This is a genomic window from Mesorhizobium sp. G2-6-1, from assembly GCF_055809095.1.
Map to the genome: position 1 here is coordinate 217,841 of NZ_JBVVTF010000001.1, position 16,574 is coordinate 234,414.

A 16,574-nucleotide genomic window follows, 5' to 3' on the forward strand; every position below is an offset into this window, starting at 1 on the left:
ATGCGCGTCGCCATCTTCGTGGAAATGCCCAAAAGGAATTCTTGCTTATGTTCGGCAAAATGTATTCCAGCGTTTCGGCGTGGAGGCCCCGCGGGCAAGCGGCGTCCAAGGACCGGCATTTTGTTAATAACTGGACCAGTCGAGCAACCCCCATCATCTGCAAATACCCTACATTGTCGACTCGATAAAAGTCGCATCCGCATGCCGACCGGCAGTCAACTCAAAACCACGTCGATAAAGCCTTTTCCTTCCCTAATCCGTTCGAAGTCAGTGCGTAAGGGCTGTGCTCTATCGAGCCATTCCCGCTCATAGGCTTCAAAATCCAGAGGATCTTTCGGCTTGAAATTTTTGAGATCTGGCTTGTAAATCCGGGTATCACCAACGCGTCGCGCGATTTCCGTCATCAACAGGCCACGCGGAATGGTACGATATTTCCCTCGCTCGGTCGACACAACCGCTACTGCGTTTGATTGCTGGCCAGCGGCGGGTACCGGCAGGATTGCATCCAGGATTGCAGTCGCTTCACTGGGCTTTCCTTTGCCCATGTCCCAGGGTGTGCTGTTTTCACTGCCATGATGGCCGACCTTGAGGAAGTCCACGGCCTTGCCGAGCAGATCGCGACGCTCGTTCCACATGACGTTCCACGAGCCATTCATCTTGCCTTCTTTGAAGTCGCCGTGCCATTCGGCATCGCCGACAAACAACAGGCGCTTCTTGTTCCATTCGATCAGCAAAACTGCGCTGGAGTTGTTTTTCAGCGTGCCGTCCAGTTCTGCGAATGCCAAAGCGTTCGACTGCATGCGAGCGCGAAGGGCGCGAAAAGAGGCCGGGCTGATATTGCGGGGCAAAGGCGGCTCTTGCGCTTTTGCTGTAACGTCGAACTCTTTTTCTGCATCGAACGCGGCCGCTCCCAGCACGCCCTTCAATGTTCGCTGAGCGGTTGCGCCGAGATAAAAACGATCGAAATCAGCCTCCGGCCCCAGGATGTTGATCTTCGCTTTATTGAGTGCAATGCCATGCGTTTCATTGGTCTCGCCTGCTTGCACGTAGGTCGGCTCTTCGCCATCGAGCAACGTTTTGCGCAACGTCTGCATGGCGCCTTTATTGTCAATCTGGAAAACCGACAAGAGCTCGGTTGCGCGAGGGCTCAGACTGGGGCCGAACGCGGCAAGCCCACGCATGGCTTGCTCAGCGACTCCTCTAATCTTACGGGTCTTTCCGGCCTGCGGATGTTTCGGATTCATTGCGCAGTTCATCCAAACCGCGCCGACCTTCATATTCTCGAACAGCTTGGGATCGAAGCCCGCTATGTGATCCTTGTGCTCATGCGTGACAACAACAAGATCGAGCCGCTTTTTCCCATCCTGTGCGTCTGGCAACTCGCTCTCGAGCTGTTTCATCGCCGCGACAAGAAGCTTCCCTTCGCTCCAGGTGCCGCAGTCGATCAGCATATGGAATGCATCTTCCTTCTTGTCGGTTTTGCCGGGGATGCGAACATAGATGCAGTCGCCCAAACCGACGTCATAAAGGCGGATCAGGAGCTCATTTGCCATCTAAGCGCTCCCAGGCTGGAATCATCGTCATCATGAACATGAAAGTGCGGCGAGAGCTCAAACCGAACCGAGCCGTCAACTTCGCGCGCGATCAGCGGCGGTGTAAGGCCTCCAACAAGACCTTCGGGGCCGGCGAGTTCCTCACCAACCATCCCCTCATCGATGCGTCTGGAAAGTGCGTCGAGATACTCCTGCCTGCGTTGCTTGCCAGCTTCGAGTTCAGCTAAGGCTACCTGTTCGGTGCCAAAGAGTTTCTTGCGTGATTTCATCTTCTCCATCGCCACGCCTGCAGTGGCAAAGGGTTCACTGCCCGGCTTGCGCACCCAATAGAGCAGGCTACCATTGACGTCGAACACCATCGTCGCGCCGCAGAGGAGACTGGTCGTCTTGCCGCTGAAGGAGCCAAATTGCGTGCCCGTTAATGCCAAATCCTCGCGCCACAGATATTGAAGGATGATCTGTTTGGGCTGGAAGAGACCTGGACCGACCATCTTTTCGGAGGTGAAGACCTCATTGACGACAATGTCGACATGGTCGGGAATGAAGAGCTTGTCGCGGTTGTCATCGAGATATCGGTAGGCTGCGGCGCGCGAACTCGCGATGAGCTCCGGATCGTGCGTAATTGTTCCTGGCATCCGATCGTACAAGGGCGCGCGCGCCAGCAGATCGGTCCTCTCCGCTGCGGTCATGATCTCGCGGTGAACGAAAATGTCCGCGATCATCTTGCGATAATTTTTGGGATCGGTTGGATCTGCGATCGCGAGGTTGCGCAAGACAGCGCGCGCATAGTCGTTGAATGTAACTTCGACTGGCGGCAAAAGATCGAGCGCCTGGATGGCAATTATCTGCATCTGCGCGACCGCATATTGTAGCGATTGAGCTGGAGTGTGTGTCTCCCCGTCGCTGCGCTCTCGTTTGAGATATTGCTCGGTCAACGCAACGAAGATGTCGAACATGGCTCCGGTCATCACCTCCGAGAGTGCGTGAGGTTCGATCTCACCCTTGTATTCGCCCAGCAAATGCTCGTTAGCAGCGCTACGCAGGTATGGTTGCGCTGACACGGCGTTGCCGAACTCCGTGGCGACTGATGCGATGAGTGCATCGCCGGATTTCGTCTTCAAGTGGCCCTTGGTCTTGAGTCCAAGCTCCTTGCGGAATGAACTGTTTCGCAGTGTCATCAAGATTGCGGTCAGGTCACCAAGGAATTCGTGAAAGGCACCCGTCTGCGGCGAAACAGCCTCCAGGTAGTATGGGCGGATCCCATCCAGCAATGCATGACCGAACTCGTGATTGACGATGTCGCTGGACAAGCAGGTGTGAATGCGCTGACCAGTGTCGTCGTCGAAATAGTAGAACTGCAGCGACTTGCTCTGGCGGTCATAATAGGCATTTGCGCCGTAGCCGGCATTCGGCGTGACCAGAAGCCGATTGCCTTCGAACGACCAGGAGATGCGCCGGCCGAGGCCGCTTGGGCTCTCGAAGAAATCGAGTGTGCTTTGCAGGATTGCCCAGGTACTGACCTGGCGGAAGTGAGCCGTCTCTTTCAGCGCTTTATCAACTCTGCGCCCCTGAGGATCGAGAAAAAATTTCTCGCCGACACTCCATTTGGCCGGTTCTTCCAACGTATTCGTGGTGCTGTCGTAGTCGACAATAGCGAACCTCGCACTGGTAGGGCCATCGCCAATCCGCGGCTCCCAAGGCACATAAAAATCGCCGTCGATTTCCAGACCTGGATTCTGCTTCGCGACAAGAGGATCCTTGTAATATGTGTCGAAGCGGATCTTGAGGCCAAGCTTCTTCTGCGTCGCCCCATCTAGAAACCGCCGAGAAGCGTAGACGTCTCGCATCTCAGCAGGTGACAGGGCCACCGCCACAGCCTTTTCACCGTTCTTAACGGGACTGCTCTTTTTCGCCATCTGCATCCCCCTCGGATGACCGCGAACTGGCCTTGCTATCGTGAATTTGGAGATATCACGGCTATCCGGTCTTAGCTTTTGCGAATCAGATTATCCGAACCACCGCGACTTACCTTGCTGCCCGATTGTACACTGAGCCGCCGCAAATGCATCGTTATCAGCTCACCAATACATCCCCAACGGCATGTCACAATCAACACGAACGAACCGCGCCTACAAGAAAAGTTTTCTCGACCGTCTTTCAGAACCTGGCTGATCCACCCCCGTGTCTAAGTTTGCTAGGTAGATTTTTTAACCAGGTGATCTTTCATGAGGGCGCCATAAGGCTCCACGTCGAATGCCATTGGAAAATTCTCAGGCTTATATGCCGAGATGGTCGCCTTCCGATCCAGAACCGACTGATGAACAAACGGCTGCGGCCCGTGCCGCTCAATCATGCGAGGCTCGGCCTGCGGCAGGTAGAAACCGAGGGTCGATTTTCGCTTCCATTCACGCCATTTGACCGATTTTGGAATCCACTCGAGCGGCTTCCAGCCCCACGTCACGGAATCGTGCACGGTCCCAAGTGGATTCGGGGCAACGAAATTCATCTTCCCCTCGCCCTCCCCAGTTCCAAAGACGAGGCGCTCCCGCATCCGAGAATTGATCTGCAATCCAAACGCCGTAGCTTCATCAATCATCCAGTCGAGCGGAAACTTAGAGATCGCGCTGTCCTCTTCAGGATAGCCCCCACCGACATCCGAATGACACCCGGCGAACCAGACTTGCCTGATATCTTGCTCTTTTACCGGCGCGGTTTTGTCAAAAGGATTTTCGACAAACGGCTGCGGTTCGACCCACCGGTTCAGCCTGAACATGCGACGATGCTCATCGATCGCAATCGCGTGGCGAAAGACCTCGACGCTCGGGTTGGTCCTTGTATGCGGCAGTGTCTGGAGCTGCGGCAGAAGTCGGTCTCTTCGCGGCACAATGACCGACGCAACCGTATCCCAGGTACCAAGAAATTTGATACGAGCGTCTCGGGCTCCAGAGACTTTGGAGAAGTGCCAGGCGACGCTTAGGTCGTTCTCGGCGCCGGCCTGCTTATAGGAGCTTACAGCATATCGAACGATGTTGAGCTGATCCGGCTGCAGCAGGCCGATCATGTGGATCAGGCCTGCAACGGCTCGCGCTGTGTAGGCGCCGCGGCTAAAACCAAAGAGGAAAATTGCGTCCCCTTCCGAATAATGTCTGCAGATAAATTCGTAAGCGTCGGCAATTTCAGCGTCGAGTCCATATCCCGTCGAAAGCTCAAACACAGATTTGGTGTTTTGTCGCCAGCGAGTCCAGGCGTCGCTGGCGCCGATCGTGCCTATGCCAGCGTCGTAGTAGACGCGCTGCTCCTCGTTCTTCTTCAGGATACGGAACAGCTTCAGCACATTTGAGAGGTTGCGCTCGATCTGGTTTCCCGTCCCATCACAGCAGACGACGATGTTTTTTCCGAGCCTGTTCAACATAACCCCCTTTGATCATTCCGCCTTGTGGACAGACCCCCGAGCGACGCATGAAAGAACACACCGAAGCGTCCGCATCGTGAATAACACGCTGGATCAACTGCAATGTAGTGAGACAACTCAAGGATTGCAGACAATTCGCAGGCGGACGCCGGCTCGGTCGAACGTCGAACGCAAGCTCGCGAGATAGTAGAGGAACTGGAGGTCTCCCACGTCCCTACGGGCGGAACTCTTAACCGCTTCGCCGCGACCAAGGAGGCCAGCCGACAAGACGACGATTTCTGTTCGGTACAAGGGATCGGCAAGTGCGTCTTGAAGCCGGGTATGAGCCGCTTTCACGTCAGGCGTCGGAGACTTCCAAAGCCGAGATCGGGTGATCTCGATTTTTTCCTCGGTGTCTTTCATGACGACCTTCCAGCTCTGGTTCCACTCATCGGGCAAGGGCAGAGCATGGCGCGAGGAACCAGCAAGGCCGAGACTGGACTGGGCCTGACGCGCGACCTCCTGAAGCTTGCGCGCCGACGCCGTTGGGTTTTTTGTGTTGTCGGCCTTGGCGTGGATCACGAGAATCCGACGGGCCACATCATTGATAGCGTAAAAGTCCGCAGTCTCGACCTTGCTGTCGTCGCAGACGAGCGTATCGCAAGCCGCCAGCTCACTTGCCAGAATGCCTCCCGCGGTTCCCCCGGCCCATGCTTCGACCAAACCAAATAGGGTCTGCGAACTCCATTTGTCGGCGTCCGTAACTCGCGTATCGCCCTTCTCGCTGATTGCGACGCGTACGGATTCATCGCCCTCAAGCACATTGAGGAGCGACTCGTCGAGGTCCGGCCTGTAGAAGTGTCCATGCGAATAGACGACTTCTTCCTTGCTCGTGACGATCTGGAATGCTTGGTCGGCATTGATCAGCCGGGTCAGGGAGGAGACAGCCGTCGCCCGAAGGCGCCGATCTCGACACCGGCATCGGGGCCATCGTTGTCTTCGTTGCCATCCTTGGCCACGAGGGCGGTGTTCAAATCATCCGACCTTAAGATGTACCGGCCGGCCGGAGGCACGGAGGCACGGTAAGCGTATTCGATCTGGACAATGTGGCCGCCGAACTCGAAGTTGTAAGTCGCATTGTCATTCTCATCGTGGTGCTCGGCCACTTCGAGACAGGTGTCTGCTTCCAGAATCTTTTCGAGGGCTTGGCGATCCCACCCTTCGTCGTTCGGTGCGCCTCCTTCAGGGATAACGTCGCGCACATCCAACAGGATGGATCTTGGCGCACCTTCGTCCGGCTGGAGAGCCGACACGGCTTCGGCAAAACGATTAAAGTATGCGTGCGGGTGTAGCGCGTCATCGACCATTACCGTCGCCAAGGTCTGCGCCCAAGCGACATAATCCTTCACTGAGACGAACTGATTGGTGGCGTCGGCCACGCTCGAGCGCGCAAGCGACAGGCGTCGACGGGCTGTACGCTCGCCCAAGGGGCTGTAGCCCTCGATCGATGTCGGCACCTGGCTCGCCTCGGCCAGGTCGAAGTAGCCGCTGTCCAGGGAATGCCGGCGCACACTGATCGAACGTAGGCCGAGTTCGCTGATGTCGAGCCCCCGCGCGGACGTTTCGACGATGCGGACCCTCCGCTCCTTGTCGCCCTGTCCCTCCGCGAACAGCCGTTTCAGCTCGATAGGCTGGGGCGCGGCCAACCGCAGACGGCTGTAGTCGAGACAGTTGCCTTCAGTGTCTAGAAGGAAGATGTAGCGACCAGCCCGCACAATCGCGAGCACGCCCAACGTCCACTCCGGGATCTGGTGAGCACGCAGCAGCGGTGAATTACGCCAGAGAAGATAACGCACCAACCGCACGTCTCGATAGGAACCGTCTGTCGCCTGCGGGATCGCGGCAATATCAAAGCGTTCCTCAAGCGCCATCGCTTCGGCCGCCTTCCCCTCGATCATGTCGAGGTAGTCATCCGGAATAGGCGTGTCGGCGTCGGGGTAGTCGAGGGCGCGACATACGGTCCCTCGCCGTGGGAGGACGAAGGCCTCAATGCTAGGCGATTCATCCAGAAAGTGGCCGCGCCGGAACTCGCCTGCGACATACTGGATGTCGGGCGAGATGCGCTTCAGCGTCGGCAGAAGTTGCGTCTCGGCTTTGAACGCCCGATTCGGATGCAGTGCGGCGTAGGCCTCAAAGGCCTTGTAGGCATCCCATCGCTGCGCGAGGCGCGCCGCCACGGTCGGAGCGCCTTCGTAGCGATCGAGTGGCTTGAGACTGCCCCTGATCGTCGCCCTCTGACCGACGGGATCGTTCAGGTCAGGAAGACGAATGGCACGGCCGATCTGCTGAACCAGCTGTCGCGCCGTGCCGAAGCCATCATAAAGCCAGACCTCGATAAAGTCTGGATTGTCTATGCCTTCGAGTAGCTTGTATTGATGAAGCCAGATCCGGCTCGACTTCGCCGCGTCCGATGTGGCGAGATTGACGTCTCGGAAGCGCAACGGTCGTAGTGTTTCGCGCACCAGTGTCGAGCTCTCCTTCAAGTCTCGCATTCCAATCGTTGAATCGCTGGGGACGCGGTCGTGGATCAGAACCGCCGGCTCCCCAATTCCAAAGAACGCCTTCTGGAGTCGCGTGAGGTCGTTGAATGTGCCTGCGTGCACGATGGCTTTCTTGCCGTCCGGCAACGCGGCCAAGGTTGTGGCGAATGCCGTGACGAAAGCGTCAGGAGAATAGCCGCCATCGGGCGAGCGGGCCGTCAGGTCCTGACCTGTGGGCGGCGCAACGACGACATCCCGAACAATCCGTTCTCGAACCGATTCCTCCCAAGAGAGGTTGAAGACGAAATGGCCTGAAACCTGGAAATATTTGTAGTCGTTGCGGTAAGGGGTGGCCGAGAAGACGACAGTGGGCTTCTTCAGCGTCCGCACCGCTTGCGCCCAGGAAAACGCGGGCTCGTGATGTCCCTCATCTACGATGACGAGATCTACCGATCGAATGAGATCTTGGAAGGCCTCTATTGATTGCATTGGATCGGCCCCTTCCAGATCGTCCAGGGCCGCGGCGGCTTCCTGCGCTTCGCGTGCATAGAAGTTGCGATGCGCAGGTGGCTCCACTCTCAACAGACGATGAAGGGCATTGAACGTGCCGACCCAAACTTGGCGGGGTGCATCTCGTTCAGCCCAGATCTGCTTGTAGTCATGCGCTGCCAGCGTACGCACGGGTCTGGCCTTGCCTTTCAGACGCGCGGCGAGGTCTTCCAGCGCTTCCCCGGTGAGGCCCTCCTGCAGTCCGTCTCCGGTGTAGGCCGCGCCCAGCTTGCGCCAGAATCGGGTCGTGAGGTCGTCCACCATCTGCGCCACCAATGCCTTTCTTGGCGTCATCACCAGCACGCGGCGCAAGTCGGGTGCCACGCATGCCAGAGCTGCGATGACACCGGACTTGCCTGTGGCAGTCGGCATCTTGATCAATGCCGCTTCCTGACGCGCATGGGGATCGTTCGCTTCGCACGCAGCGAGATAGGCTTGAGCGAAGGCGACGGCGCGACGTTGAGGACGACGTAGTCCGACTGCCGGCCGATAGTCGTCTGAGCCCTGCAGCCAAAAGCTGGTGCCGTTCAGTGTTTTCAGCTTGCGCCTGTAGATTTTGTCAACGAGATCGACGTCACCCCCCAGGTCAACGATCGCCTGACCGCCGTCTCCGTCCGTGGAGCGGAGGCGAGCCAAGGTCTGGATGCGGCTCGGATTAGGCATGAATGTTGATCCTTCAAGGAACAGATACGGTTCTATATTGAAGCATATAAAATGTAAGAGCGATCGCTATCGAGCAACAAGCGAGAAACAACAGTCCAAATGATTCTCCTAAGAAACCCCGCAACCAGTAGCACGCGGCACTGTTATAAGCGGATCGGCACCTAACCGGCCTGCACCCTGATGGATATCGATTGTAGGGATGAATCCTCCCCTTAGCCGGTTCTGATCGTAGATGCGCAGCGGAATATCCGCTTTGGGCATCCAGACCCGACCGACCTCAATCGCCGCTGAAACCGGCATCACAGGGAATAGGTGCAGACGTTCTATTGACCCATGTGAAGCTTTTACACGGTCGAACATCCGACGTAGCAGGCGGCGGAATTGGGAAAGGTCCTCGGGTCGACGAATAATGTCGTTGTGAGGAGACTTCGCCGTGATTGACCAGACTACACAATCCTTGCCAAGAACGCTTTCGATGCGCGAGACATCGACCGTTGCACTCAGTGCAAGAAGCAGCACCACTTCGGCGCCCATCGTTTTCTCAGGAATACAGACTTCGAACTCGATCGATGGCTGGTCCTGTTGCCATGCCCAGGTGGCGGGCTCACGATGGCGCTGGAACACAGCAGTCGGCGTGATGTCGGAAATGAGCCGGCCTAACTCAATAAGTAAAGGCTGGGGCGCGAGGCCGAACACGCTGATATGACGAATGTCCTGTCTCTCGACTCGTCCCCGGATCTTGGCCCCGAATTGACGCCGCAGATTGGTCTGCTGTAGTGTCCAATACTCGGGCTCATGGTCCGCGAAGCTACTACCGACCAGTTCGAGGTCGATAGTTTCGCGGCTGGCTGGGTAGCGTTCGGGAACCATGGCGCCGAACAGCTCACGGGTCGAAACCAGCGCCTCGTTGGCGCCGATATTGGCGCCGAAGCGGACTACATGGGAGGCGCGATCAACATCGATACCACCGGTGACTTCCACTCGCCGTTCATGCTCATCCTTCATCTGCCTAAGCAATTCGACTGAATACTGCTCCGCAGCCTCGGCGTCGATCAGTCGATGATGATGCGCGCATATGAGCATCAGATTGGAGAGGTCCTTGGACAGCTTTGGCGAAAGCACCTGGTCTCCACGTGGACCATCTTCGGAGTCCGCAATGATATGCGCCAGAAAGCCGAACATGGGATCTTCCCGACCGGCAAGGAGATCGCCGATCAGATGTTGATTGCAGCCCCTGAATTCGCATCGGCCGCCAGCTTTTGCCCACAGTGCTCTCTGTATCTTCTCCGGAATCCGGGTCTTGGACATCAGTACTGCCTCGTAGGTCTGGTTGAACGCGCTATCTCGAAAGCGCGCATCTCGGCGCCGGCATGGCGCAACATCCGTCGCTCATTTCTCGTTTTTCGCTGCTCGGAGGGGTGAGTGCCTTCACCGTGCCACTCGCCAGTGGCCAGCCAGTCCTCGAAGTAGTAGAGCCAAAGCGCGGTCCACGGCACGACCGTAATGTCCAACCGCTTCCAAGGGAGGAACTCGTCGGTGCCCGGCAAGTAGAGGCATAGGCGCACCGGCTTCTGCGAATAGACATGTGGAATCGATTTGCCATCAGCGAGTATGGCGAGATCAGGCTCATCGATGAAGAGATAAGGCGGCTGGCCCTCGATGTAGACAAGCCGTGCCTTATAGGTCCGGCTCAAAGGCGATGGCGTTACATCGAAACGCCAATCGAACATACCGGGTCCGAGTTCCCCGTGGCCGGCACTGAACGGATTGTTCCGGAGGTGCAGCAACTGCTTAGCAGCGGAAAGCGGTCTACGGCTTTCGGGCGGCTCCATGTCATGGCTCCTGCCCGAAGAAAGTATTAGCCGCCACCGGCGTCGCTGAGGCCGCAGCAGCAGCGCCCGCAACGAGGCCCACACGGGGTGCCACGTAGAGCTTGCCGCGGCTCCGGAGCTCATTCACCTCGTCGGTCATGGACTGGATGGCCTTTTGCGTAGGTGATTTGCCGAAGGAGTCTTCGAACCGTTTGCTCAGGCCGTCGATGCCCTCGAACTGCATCAACCGTTCGACGTCGTTGAGTGCGGCGGCGTGCCAAGAGTAAAAGGCCTTGGCGCGCTCGGGATGCTGGTTCCACTTCTCCGCGAAGTTCTCGCCAGTGGTGGTCTCGTTCCAAACGAACCACTGAGGGCGCCCGTCGACGAGCTGCGTCTCGATGAAGTCGGGCATATGGCGAAGCACATCGAACAGCAACTGCAACTCGTCATCATAGGTGAAGGTCCTCACGCAATACTCATAGCTCAGAGCGGCGAGGGTGGTGATGAGGACTGAGATCGGGCGGAGTGAGGTACCGAGGCCCTGCCGCTCGAAATGTACGTCGCGATGGCGCTTGGCGACCTGCACCGACCGCTGCAGGATGTTCTTCAGCCGAGGCTGGGCCGGAAAGGCTTCCACCGTGCCAGCCATCGCGTCCTTCTGGAACCCCCTGATTTCGCGGAACCGTGGCTTGAGCGCGGCGCGCTGCAGAAAGCGCTTGCGATAACCCAGCGGATTGGAAGTTTTCCAGACGCGGAGAGCTTTGTCAGGCACAAACTCACCGCCCTGCGAGCAACCCGGGTTTGCTATCGAAGGCGTGATGTCCATGTGGAACTCGTTGGCGTAATTCAGACGCCAACAGCGCTGCATCTCCACCAAAAGTGGTGCATAGTTCGGGCTCTGTTTCAGCCGATCGCCCACAGCCTTCTTCGCCTGCCAGGGTGCCATGGCCGAGGACATCACGAGGCGAGACACAAGGTCTACATCGTGCTCCTCGGTGCCGATAGGCCTCACTGTGGTGCCGATCGCCGTAGAACCCTGCAGATAGACCGCCAGACCGCAAAGCATCGGATCGTTCGACTCTGCGAGCCACGCGCCTATGGCTTCATAGCGCCTCTGGGCCAAAGCCATTCGAGATGGGCCGATCTCGAGGTCAGCGAAGACCCGCTCGATCAGGCCTACTACTTGAGTACGACGCTGAGCGTCTTTTGTCTCCAAGAACACTGTGGGGTCTCCGGAATCGGTTCGATTGCTGCACATCAGATTCCTCAACTCGATTAATGTCAACTACAAGCACGAATTTATACTATAGTGTGCTCTACATACACATTTTTGTGTATGTGATTGACACTGGCCGCGAATAAGGCTCTTTTCGTTGGCATGAGCGAGATGGACCTATACGGGCAGCTCGGGCGTAAAGTCGCTACGGCTCGAAGAAAGCTCGGCCTCACCCAAGCCGAGTTGGCAGCACGTATTTCACTAACACGCGCTTCGGTGGCCAACATCGAAACGGGTCGGCAACGGGTGATGTTGCACGACGTTTTCGCGTTGGTCGAAGCGTTGGAAGGAGAATCTATCTTGGAATTCGTGCCGGAGCGGACTCCAAAAACGGTGGTTCAGGATGTTGTCTTCTCTGGCGACGGGGCGAGCAAGGAGGAGGAGCGCGTCATGCTGCAGATGATAGAGTTGGCGACTGCGGGCTCGCGACCGCGACGTACAAAATGAGCGCCGCCAACGCACGGGAAACGGCTAGGTCCGTTCTAAAGAAGCACGGCATCACGTCGGCGCCGGTCCCTGTGGACCGTATCGCCCGCAAGCTCGGCGTGCGGGTGCAATTCGCGCCGCTCGACAACGATCTGTCGGGCATGGCCCATATCAGGGATGGCATAGTCGTGGTTGGCGTGAACTCGCTCCACGCTCCCAACCGGCAACGATTCACCTTGGCTCACGAACTAGGTCACGTTGTCCTGCATCGCCATATACTGGAAGGTGCAGTGCATGTTGACCGAGTGCTGCTGCGCGACCGAAATTCCTCCACCGGCACGGACCAACAGGAGATCGAGGCCAACGCCTTTGCCAGTGAGCTCCTGATGCCCACGGAAATCCTTGAGACGGTATTGGGCGGACGCCAGGTGATCCTGGACGACGACGACGAGGTCGCAGCGCTCGCTCGGAAGTTTCGAGTGAGCGAATCCGCAATGCGATTCCGCTTCTTCAAGTGAGCCGACCATGGCCCTGGTCCTCTACGATCTTGAAACAACCGGCCTCAGTCGCCATTTCGATCAGATCGTTGAGTTCGGTGCCATTCGCATCGACGACGTTTTCAACGTCGAAGAGCACTATGAAACGAGCTGCCGGCTTCAGCCTCACATCGTCCCGTCGCCATCCGCCCTTCATGTGACCGGCGCGACCTACGAGGATTTGGCCTCGACGTCGCGCCTCTCGCACTTCGACATGATCGTCGATATCCACGAACGGTTCAGGAGGTGGAGTCCAGCTGCCTTCTTGGGCTATAACTCGATCAGGTTCGATGAAGAGTTCCTGCGGCACGCCTTCTATCAGTGCTTGCTCGAACCCTATGTCACCAGCATCGGAAATGCTCGCGGCGACGTGCTGCGACTGGCCCGCGCGGTCTCACATTTGCGCCCGGACGTAATGCCGGCCGCGTTTGGCCACGATGGCGTGAGGTCGATGAAGCTGCACGACGTCGCGGCCGCTTGCGGCTTTAAATCGGCAGGCGCCCACGAAGCGATGGCTGACGTCGAAGCGATGCTATGGATCGTAAAGGTGATCGCCGACGGCGCGCCTGAGATCTGGTCCCGGTTCATGCAGTTCTCCACCAAGGCGGCCGCTATGGATTTCCTGCGGGAAGAGGATGCCTTCGTGTCGTTCGAAGCCGATCGTGCCGGGCGAGGGTTTCATCTACTCACAGCATTCGGTCAACATCCAGAACAGTCTGCAAGACGGTATTGCTTGGACCTTACTGTTTCGATGGGCACGATCCGCAGTGCGACCGACGACGAGCTGATGGCAATGTTCAAAGAACGCGAAGGGCCACTCCGAAAGGTCAAGGCTAACGCGTCGCCGCTGCTTTTCCCGCTCTACGATGCACTGGAGACAACATTTCCCAATATCATCGAGGACGACGTTGTGCGCCTGGCGCGAAGCATCCGGACGGACGAGAAACTAACCGCGCGGCTGAATGCGGCAGCGTTTGCCGCAGAGCGCGTGTACGGCGATTCTAGCCATGTTGAGCAGCAGCTCTACGACCGCTTTATCCCCGACAACGACAAGCCCCTCATGCAGCAGTTCCATGCGGTCCCTTGGGATCAGCGTTTCCGCGTCGTTCGTTGTTTTTCCGACGACCGGCTGCGGCGTCTCGGCCAGCGCGTGATCTATTTCGAGATGCCGCATCTGATCTCCGAGGAGATTCGCACATCGCTCGATGTGGCGGTTCGTAGCCGGTGGACGGGTGACCCTTCTATGCCGTGGATGACGGCATCGAAGGCAATAGCGGAGATGGAGTCCATAGCACCCGGTCAGGAACATCCGAATTTGGCCGCCTACGCTATCATCCTCGGTCAATCCCTCGACCGCAACGTTCATGGTGATCGTAGCCCCGGTGGCGTTCGATAGACGATGATCCGGCCGATCGGAAGGATCTGCGTAAAACAAAGTCACGGACATTGCCGGTCAGCATGCTCGCCGATTTGCCGCCGCGTGTAGGAATATGAGCGCGGCATTGACGAAGCAGCGTTCGCATCCCTCGTCCTTTGATGCTCAACCGAAGAGCATGCTGCCAACAAATCCGCCTCGTTGAAGGCGATCAGGCGACTGTTTGGGTGAGACTTCTACCGTCAACGGCGTCGGGATGTTTTTTATCGCCGGAAGGGTGTGTCGTGGTAATAAGGTAGGAACAAATTCTTAGAAAATCGACCGCCCCGACGCGCCCGGTCCGGAGCTAACCGGGGCCATGACGTATAGCTGTGGACGTGAGCGGAAAATCCTTGTGTAGTAAAGAAGGGGGAGACAGCACCATGAACATCGAAAGACCAAACCAGAGCGTCCTGTTCGATGACCGTTTCCTGGACAAATATGCAGGGCCGATCATTTCCGATCCTGCAGTGGCCATCGTTGAACTTGTCGCGAACGCTTGGGACGCCTATGCGACCAAGGTGGATATAATCTGGCCTAAGCGCAGCCATGATATCCTCTTTTCCATCACCGACAACGGCAAAGGGATGACCCCGGCGCAGTTCGAGAGGCGTTGGAAAACGCTTGACTACAATCGACTTGCCGACGAGGGCACCAAGTCGGCGCCGCCGGAGGATCAGTCAGACTCCCTCCCCGAACCCCGTATGGCCGTAACGGTAAAGGCCGCCATGCGGCCTTCAAGTTCTCCGACCCTTACACGGTGCGCACGTGGCGGGATGGCGTCGAAACCGTCTACGAAGTTCGTCGCGGTGTCACCCAACCCTTCGACGTCACGGTGATCAACTCCCGCGACAAGGTCATTGGGCATGGTACGGAGATAACGGCGACCGCCTCCGATGGCACTTCCATGGACGCGGACACAGCCCGCGAGATCATCGGCACGCGCTTTCTCGCGGACCCGAATTTCGTGGTCTCGCTCGACGGGACTTTGGTCACATTCGACGATATCCCGACTCGCAACATCCAGAAGGCCAATGTCGACGTGCCTGGCTTTGGGGTGGTCCAGATCGTTGTGATCGATAGCCAGAAAGCCGATCGGACAACGAGGCAGCATGGCATCGCATGGCGCGTGAATTCGAGGCTGGTCGGAAACCCGGGTTGGGTCGGGTTCGACCATGAGCGTATCCTCGACGGGCGAAGCACCGAAGCGAAGCGCTTCCAGTTTATCGTCTCGGCAGACATCCTCGAGAATGCGGTGCAGCCGGACTGGAGCGGGTTTCTTCTTAATGACCCGGCATGGCAGGCCACCCGGCCTGCCGTGCATGCGCAGATCAAGCAGTACCTCTCCACCTTCTCTGCCGATCGCCGCCGTGAGGCGAAACACTCCGTCAAGGAACAGCTGGTCAAGACGGTGCGGCAGCTGCCTCCCGTCGGGCGCGAACGCTGGAATCAGTTCGTGGATGCGGTGATCGACAATTGCCCCTCGATCTCGACGGAAGAGGTCGGCAAGGTCGCGGGCATCCTCGCCAATCTTGAACTGAGCACGTCGAAATTCAGTCTGGTCGGGAAGCTACATGAGCTGCAGCCCGGTGATCTTGAAGCGCTGTACGAGCTTCTCGACGACTGGACGTTGCGGCTCGCGAAGGACGCGCTTGATGAGATCCAGACGCGCCTGAAGCTGATCGAAGACCTGGATAAGAAGCTTCGCGACGAGACCATGGACGAGGTCGGCGATCTGCAGCCGCTGTTCGAGCGATCGCTGTGGGTGTTCGGCCCTGAATTCGAAAGCCTTGAGTTCACAAGCAACAAGGGGATGACGGAGGTCATTCGCAAGATATTTGGATCGAACGAGACGGGCAGCAGGCAGCGACCGGATTTCGTGATGCTCCCTGACGGGAGTGTCGGGCTTTATAGCCGCGACGCGCATGATCTCGGACATGACGTGGACGGCGTGTCCCGCTTGGTCGTTGCCGAGATCAAGAAACCCGGTGTGGGCATAGGGTCCGAACAGAAAGATCAAGCGTGGCGATATGTCAAGGAGTTGAGGAACAAGGGTCTTCTAACCGAAGCGGCCGTAACGACCTGCTACATCCTCGGATCGAAGATTGATGCCGCCGAGGGTGGGAGTCGAACCGAGTGGGATGGGCGCGTTACCATCATTCCGATGACCTACAATACTTTCATCCGCAGAGCGGAAAAGCGAATGCTTGGCCTTCGCGAGAAGCTTAAGGAGGCTCCGTTCCTGAAGGAACATGGCGTTGATGGCGACGCCTTCGTCACGCCGCCGCTGGATCCACAGCCGGACCTGCTAACCGCTGCAGGCGCTTCGGCGTACCCCTAGGGATCAGCATGGCGACGTTCGGCCCACGATTTGGAGAGGATGACCTAGGCACCCTGTCCCTCGAGGAACGAGGA

The 16,574-nt window shown here is 57.8% G+C and carries 13 protein-coding genes; 5 read left to right on the forward strand and 8 right to left on the reverse strand.

Annotation, left to right across the window (positions count from 1 at the left end; translation table 11 throughout):
• Positions 1-215 precede the first annotated feature (215 nt).
• From AC0L7S_RS20670 to AC0L7S_RS20705, 8 genes are all read right to left on the reverse strand, one after another.
• Positions 216-1,553 carry a ComEC/Rec2 family competence protein gene (locus AC0L7S_RS20670; RefSeq protein WP_473474592.1) on the reverse strand — a complete coding sequence of 446 codons (1,338 nt, stop codon included), beginning with the start codon at positions 1,551-1,553 and terminating at the stop codon, positions 216-218.
• Entirely contained in the window at positions 1,535-3,469 is a 1,935-nt protein-coding gene (locus AC0L7S_RS20675) for a gluzincin family metallopeptidase (protein WP_473474593.1), read from the reverse strand. The genes AC0L7S_RS20670 and AC0L7S_RS20675 overlap by 19 nt, the downstream gene beginning before the upstream one ends.
• A 278-nt stretch (positions 3,470-3,747) precedes the next feature.
• Positions 3,748-4,965, reverse strand: coding sequence for a T6SS phospholipase effector Tle1-like catalytic domain-containing protein (locus AC0L7S_RS20680; RefSeq protein ID WP_473474594.1), 1,218 nt, complete (start codon positions 4,963-4,965; stop codon positions 3,748-3,750).
• A 117-nt stretch (positions 4,966-5,082) separates the two neighbouring features.
• Positions 5,083-5,766, reverse strand: coding sequence for a hypothetical protein (locus AC0L7S_RS20685; RefSeq protein ID WP_473474595.1), 684 nt, complete (start codon positions 5,764-5,766; stop codon positions 5,083-5,085).
• Positions 5,767-5,876: 110 nt separating this feature from the next.
• A complete protein-coding gene (locus AC0L7S_RS20690; protein ID WP_473474596.1) occupies positions 5,877-8,696 on the reverse strand; it encodes a DEAD/DEAH box helicase in 2,820 nt (939 codons plus the stop codon).
• A gap of 108 nt (positions 8,697-8,804) precedes the next feature.
• Positions 8,805-10,004: an SAVED domain-containing protein gene (locus AC0L7S_RS20695; RefSeq protein ID WP_473474597.1), complete on the reverse strand. Its 1,200-nt coding sequence runs from the start codon at positions 10,002-10,004 to the stop codon at positions 8,805-8,807.
• The gene (locus AC0L7S_RS20700; protein ID WP_473474598.1) at positions 10,004-10,528 is read right to left on the reverse strand and encodes a type II CBASS E2 protein; all 525 of its coding nucleotides are present in this window, start codon (positions 10,526-10,528) and stop codon (positions 10,004-10,006) included. The genes AC0L7S_RS20695 and AC0L7S_RS20700 overlap by 1 nt, the downstream gene beginning before the upstream one ends.
• A 1-nt stretch (position 10,529) precedes the next feature.
• Positions 10,530-11,729 carry a nucleotidyltransferase domain-containing protein gene (locus AC0L7S_RS20705; protein WP_473474599.1) on the reverse strand — a complete coding sequence of 400 codons (1,200 nt, stop codon included), beginning with the start codon at positions 11,727-11,729 and terminating at the stop codon, positions 10,530-10,532.
• A gap of 156 nt (positions 11,730-11,885) precedes the next feature.
• On the opposite strand from AC0L7S_RS20705, the gene AC0L7S_RS20710 reads away from it, so the two are divergent.
• The 5 genes from AC0L7S_RS20710 to AC0L7S_RS20730 all read left to right on the forward strand — a co-directional run bounded on the left by AC0L7S_RS20710 (position 11,886) and on the right by AC0L7S_RS20730 (position 16,500).
• Entirely contained in the window at positions 11,886-12,230 is a 345-nt protein-coding gene (locus AC0L7S_RS20710) for a helix-turn-helix domain-containing protein (protein ID WP_473474600.1), read from the forward strand.
• On the forward strand, positions 12,227-12,727 hold the full coding sequence (locus AC0L7S_RS20715; RefSeq protein WP_473474601.1) for an ImmA/IrrE family metallo-endopeptidase: 501 nt from the start codon (positions 12,227-12,229) through the stop codon (positions 12,725-12,727). Before AC0L7S_RS20710 ends, AC0L7S_RS20715 begins: the two co-directional genes overlap by 4 nt.
• Positions 12,728-12,734: 7 nt before the next feature.
• Positions 12,735-14,141 (forward strand): exonuclease domain-containing protein, encoded by a 1,407-nt coding sequence (locus AC0L7S_RS20720; protein WP_473474602.1) that lies wholly within the window; start codon positions 12,735-12,737, stop codon positions 14,139-14,141.
• A 401-nt stretch (positions 14,142-14,542) separates the two neighbouring features.
• Positions 14,543-14,998, forward strand: coding sequence for an ATP-binding protein (locus AC0L7S_RS20725; RefSeq protein WP_473474603.1), 456 nt, complete (start codon positions 14,543-14,545; stop codon positions 14,996-14,998).
• A complete protein-coding gene (locus AC0L7S_RS20730) occupies positions 14,920-16,500 on the forward strand; it encodes an ATP-binding protein (RefSeq protein ID WP_473474604.1) in 1,581 nt (526 codons plus the stop codon). Before AC0L7S_RS20725 ends, AC0L7S_RS20730 begins: the two co-directional genes overlap by 79 nt.
• Positions 16,501-16,574: the final 74 nt, after the last annotated feature.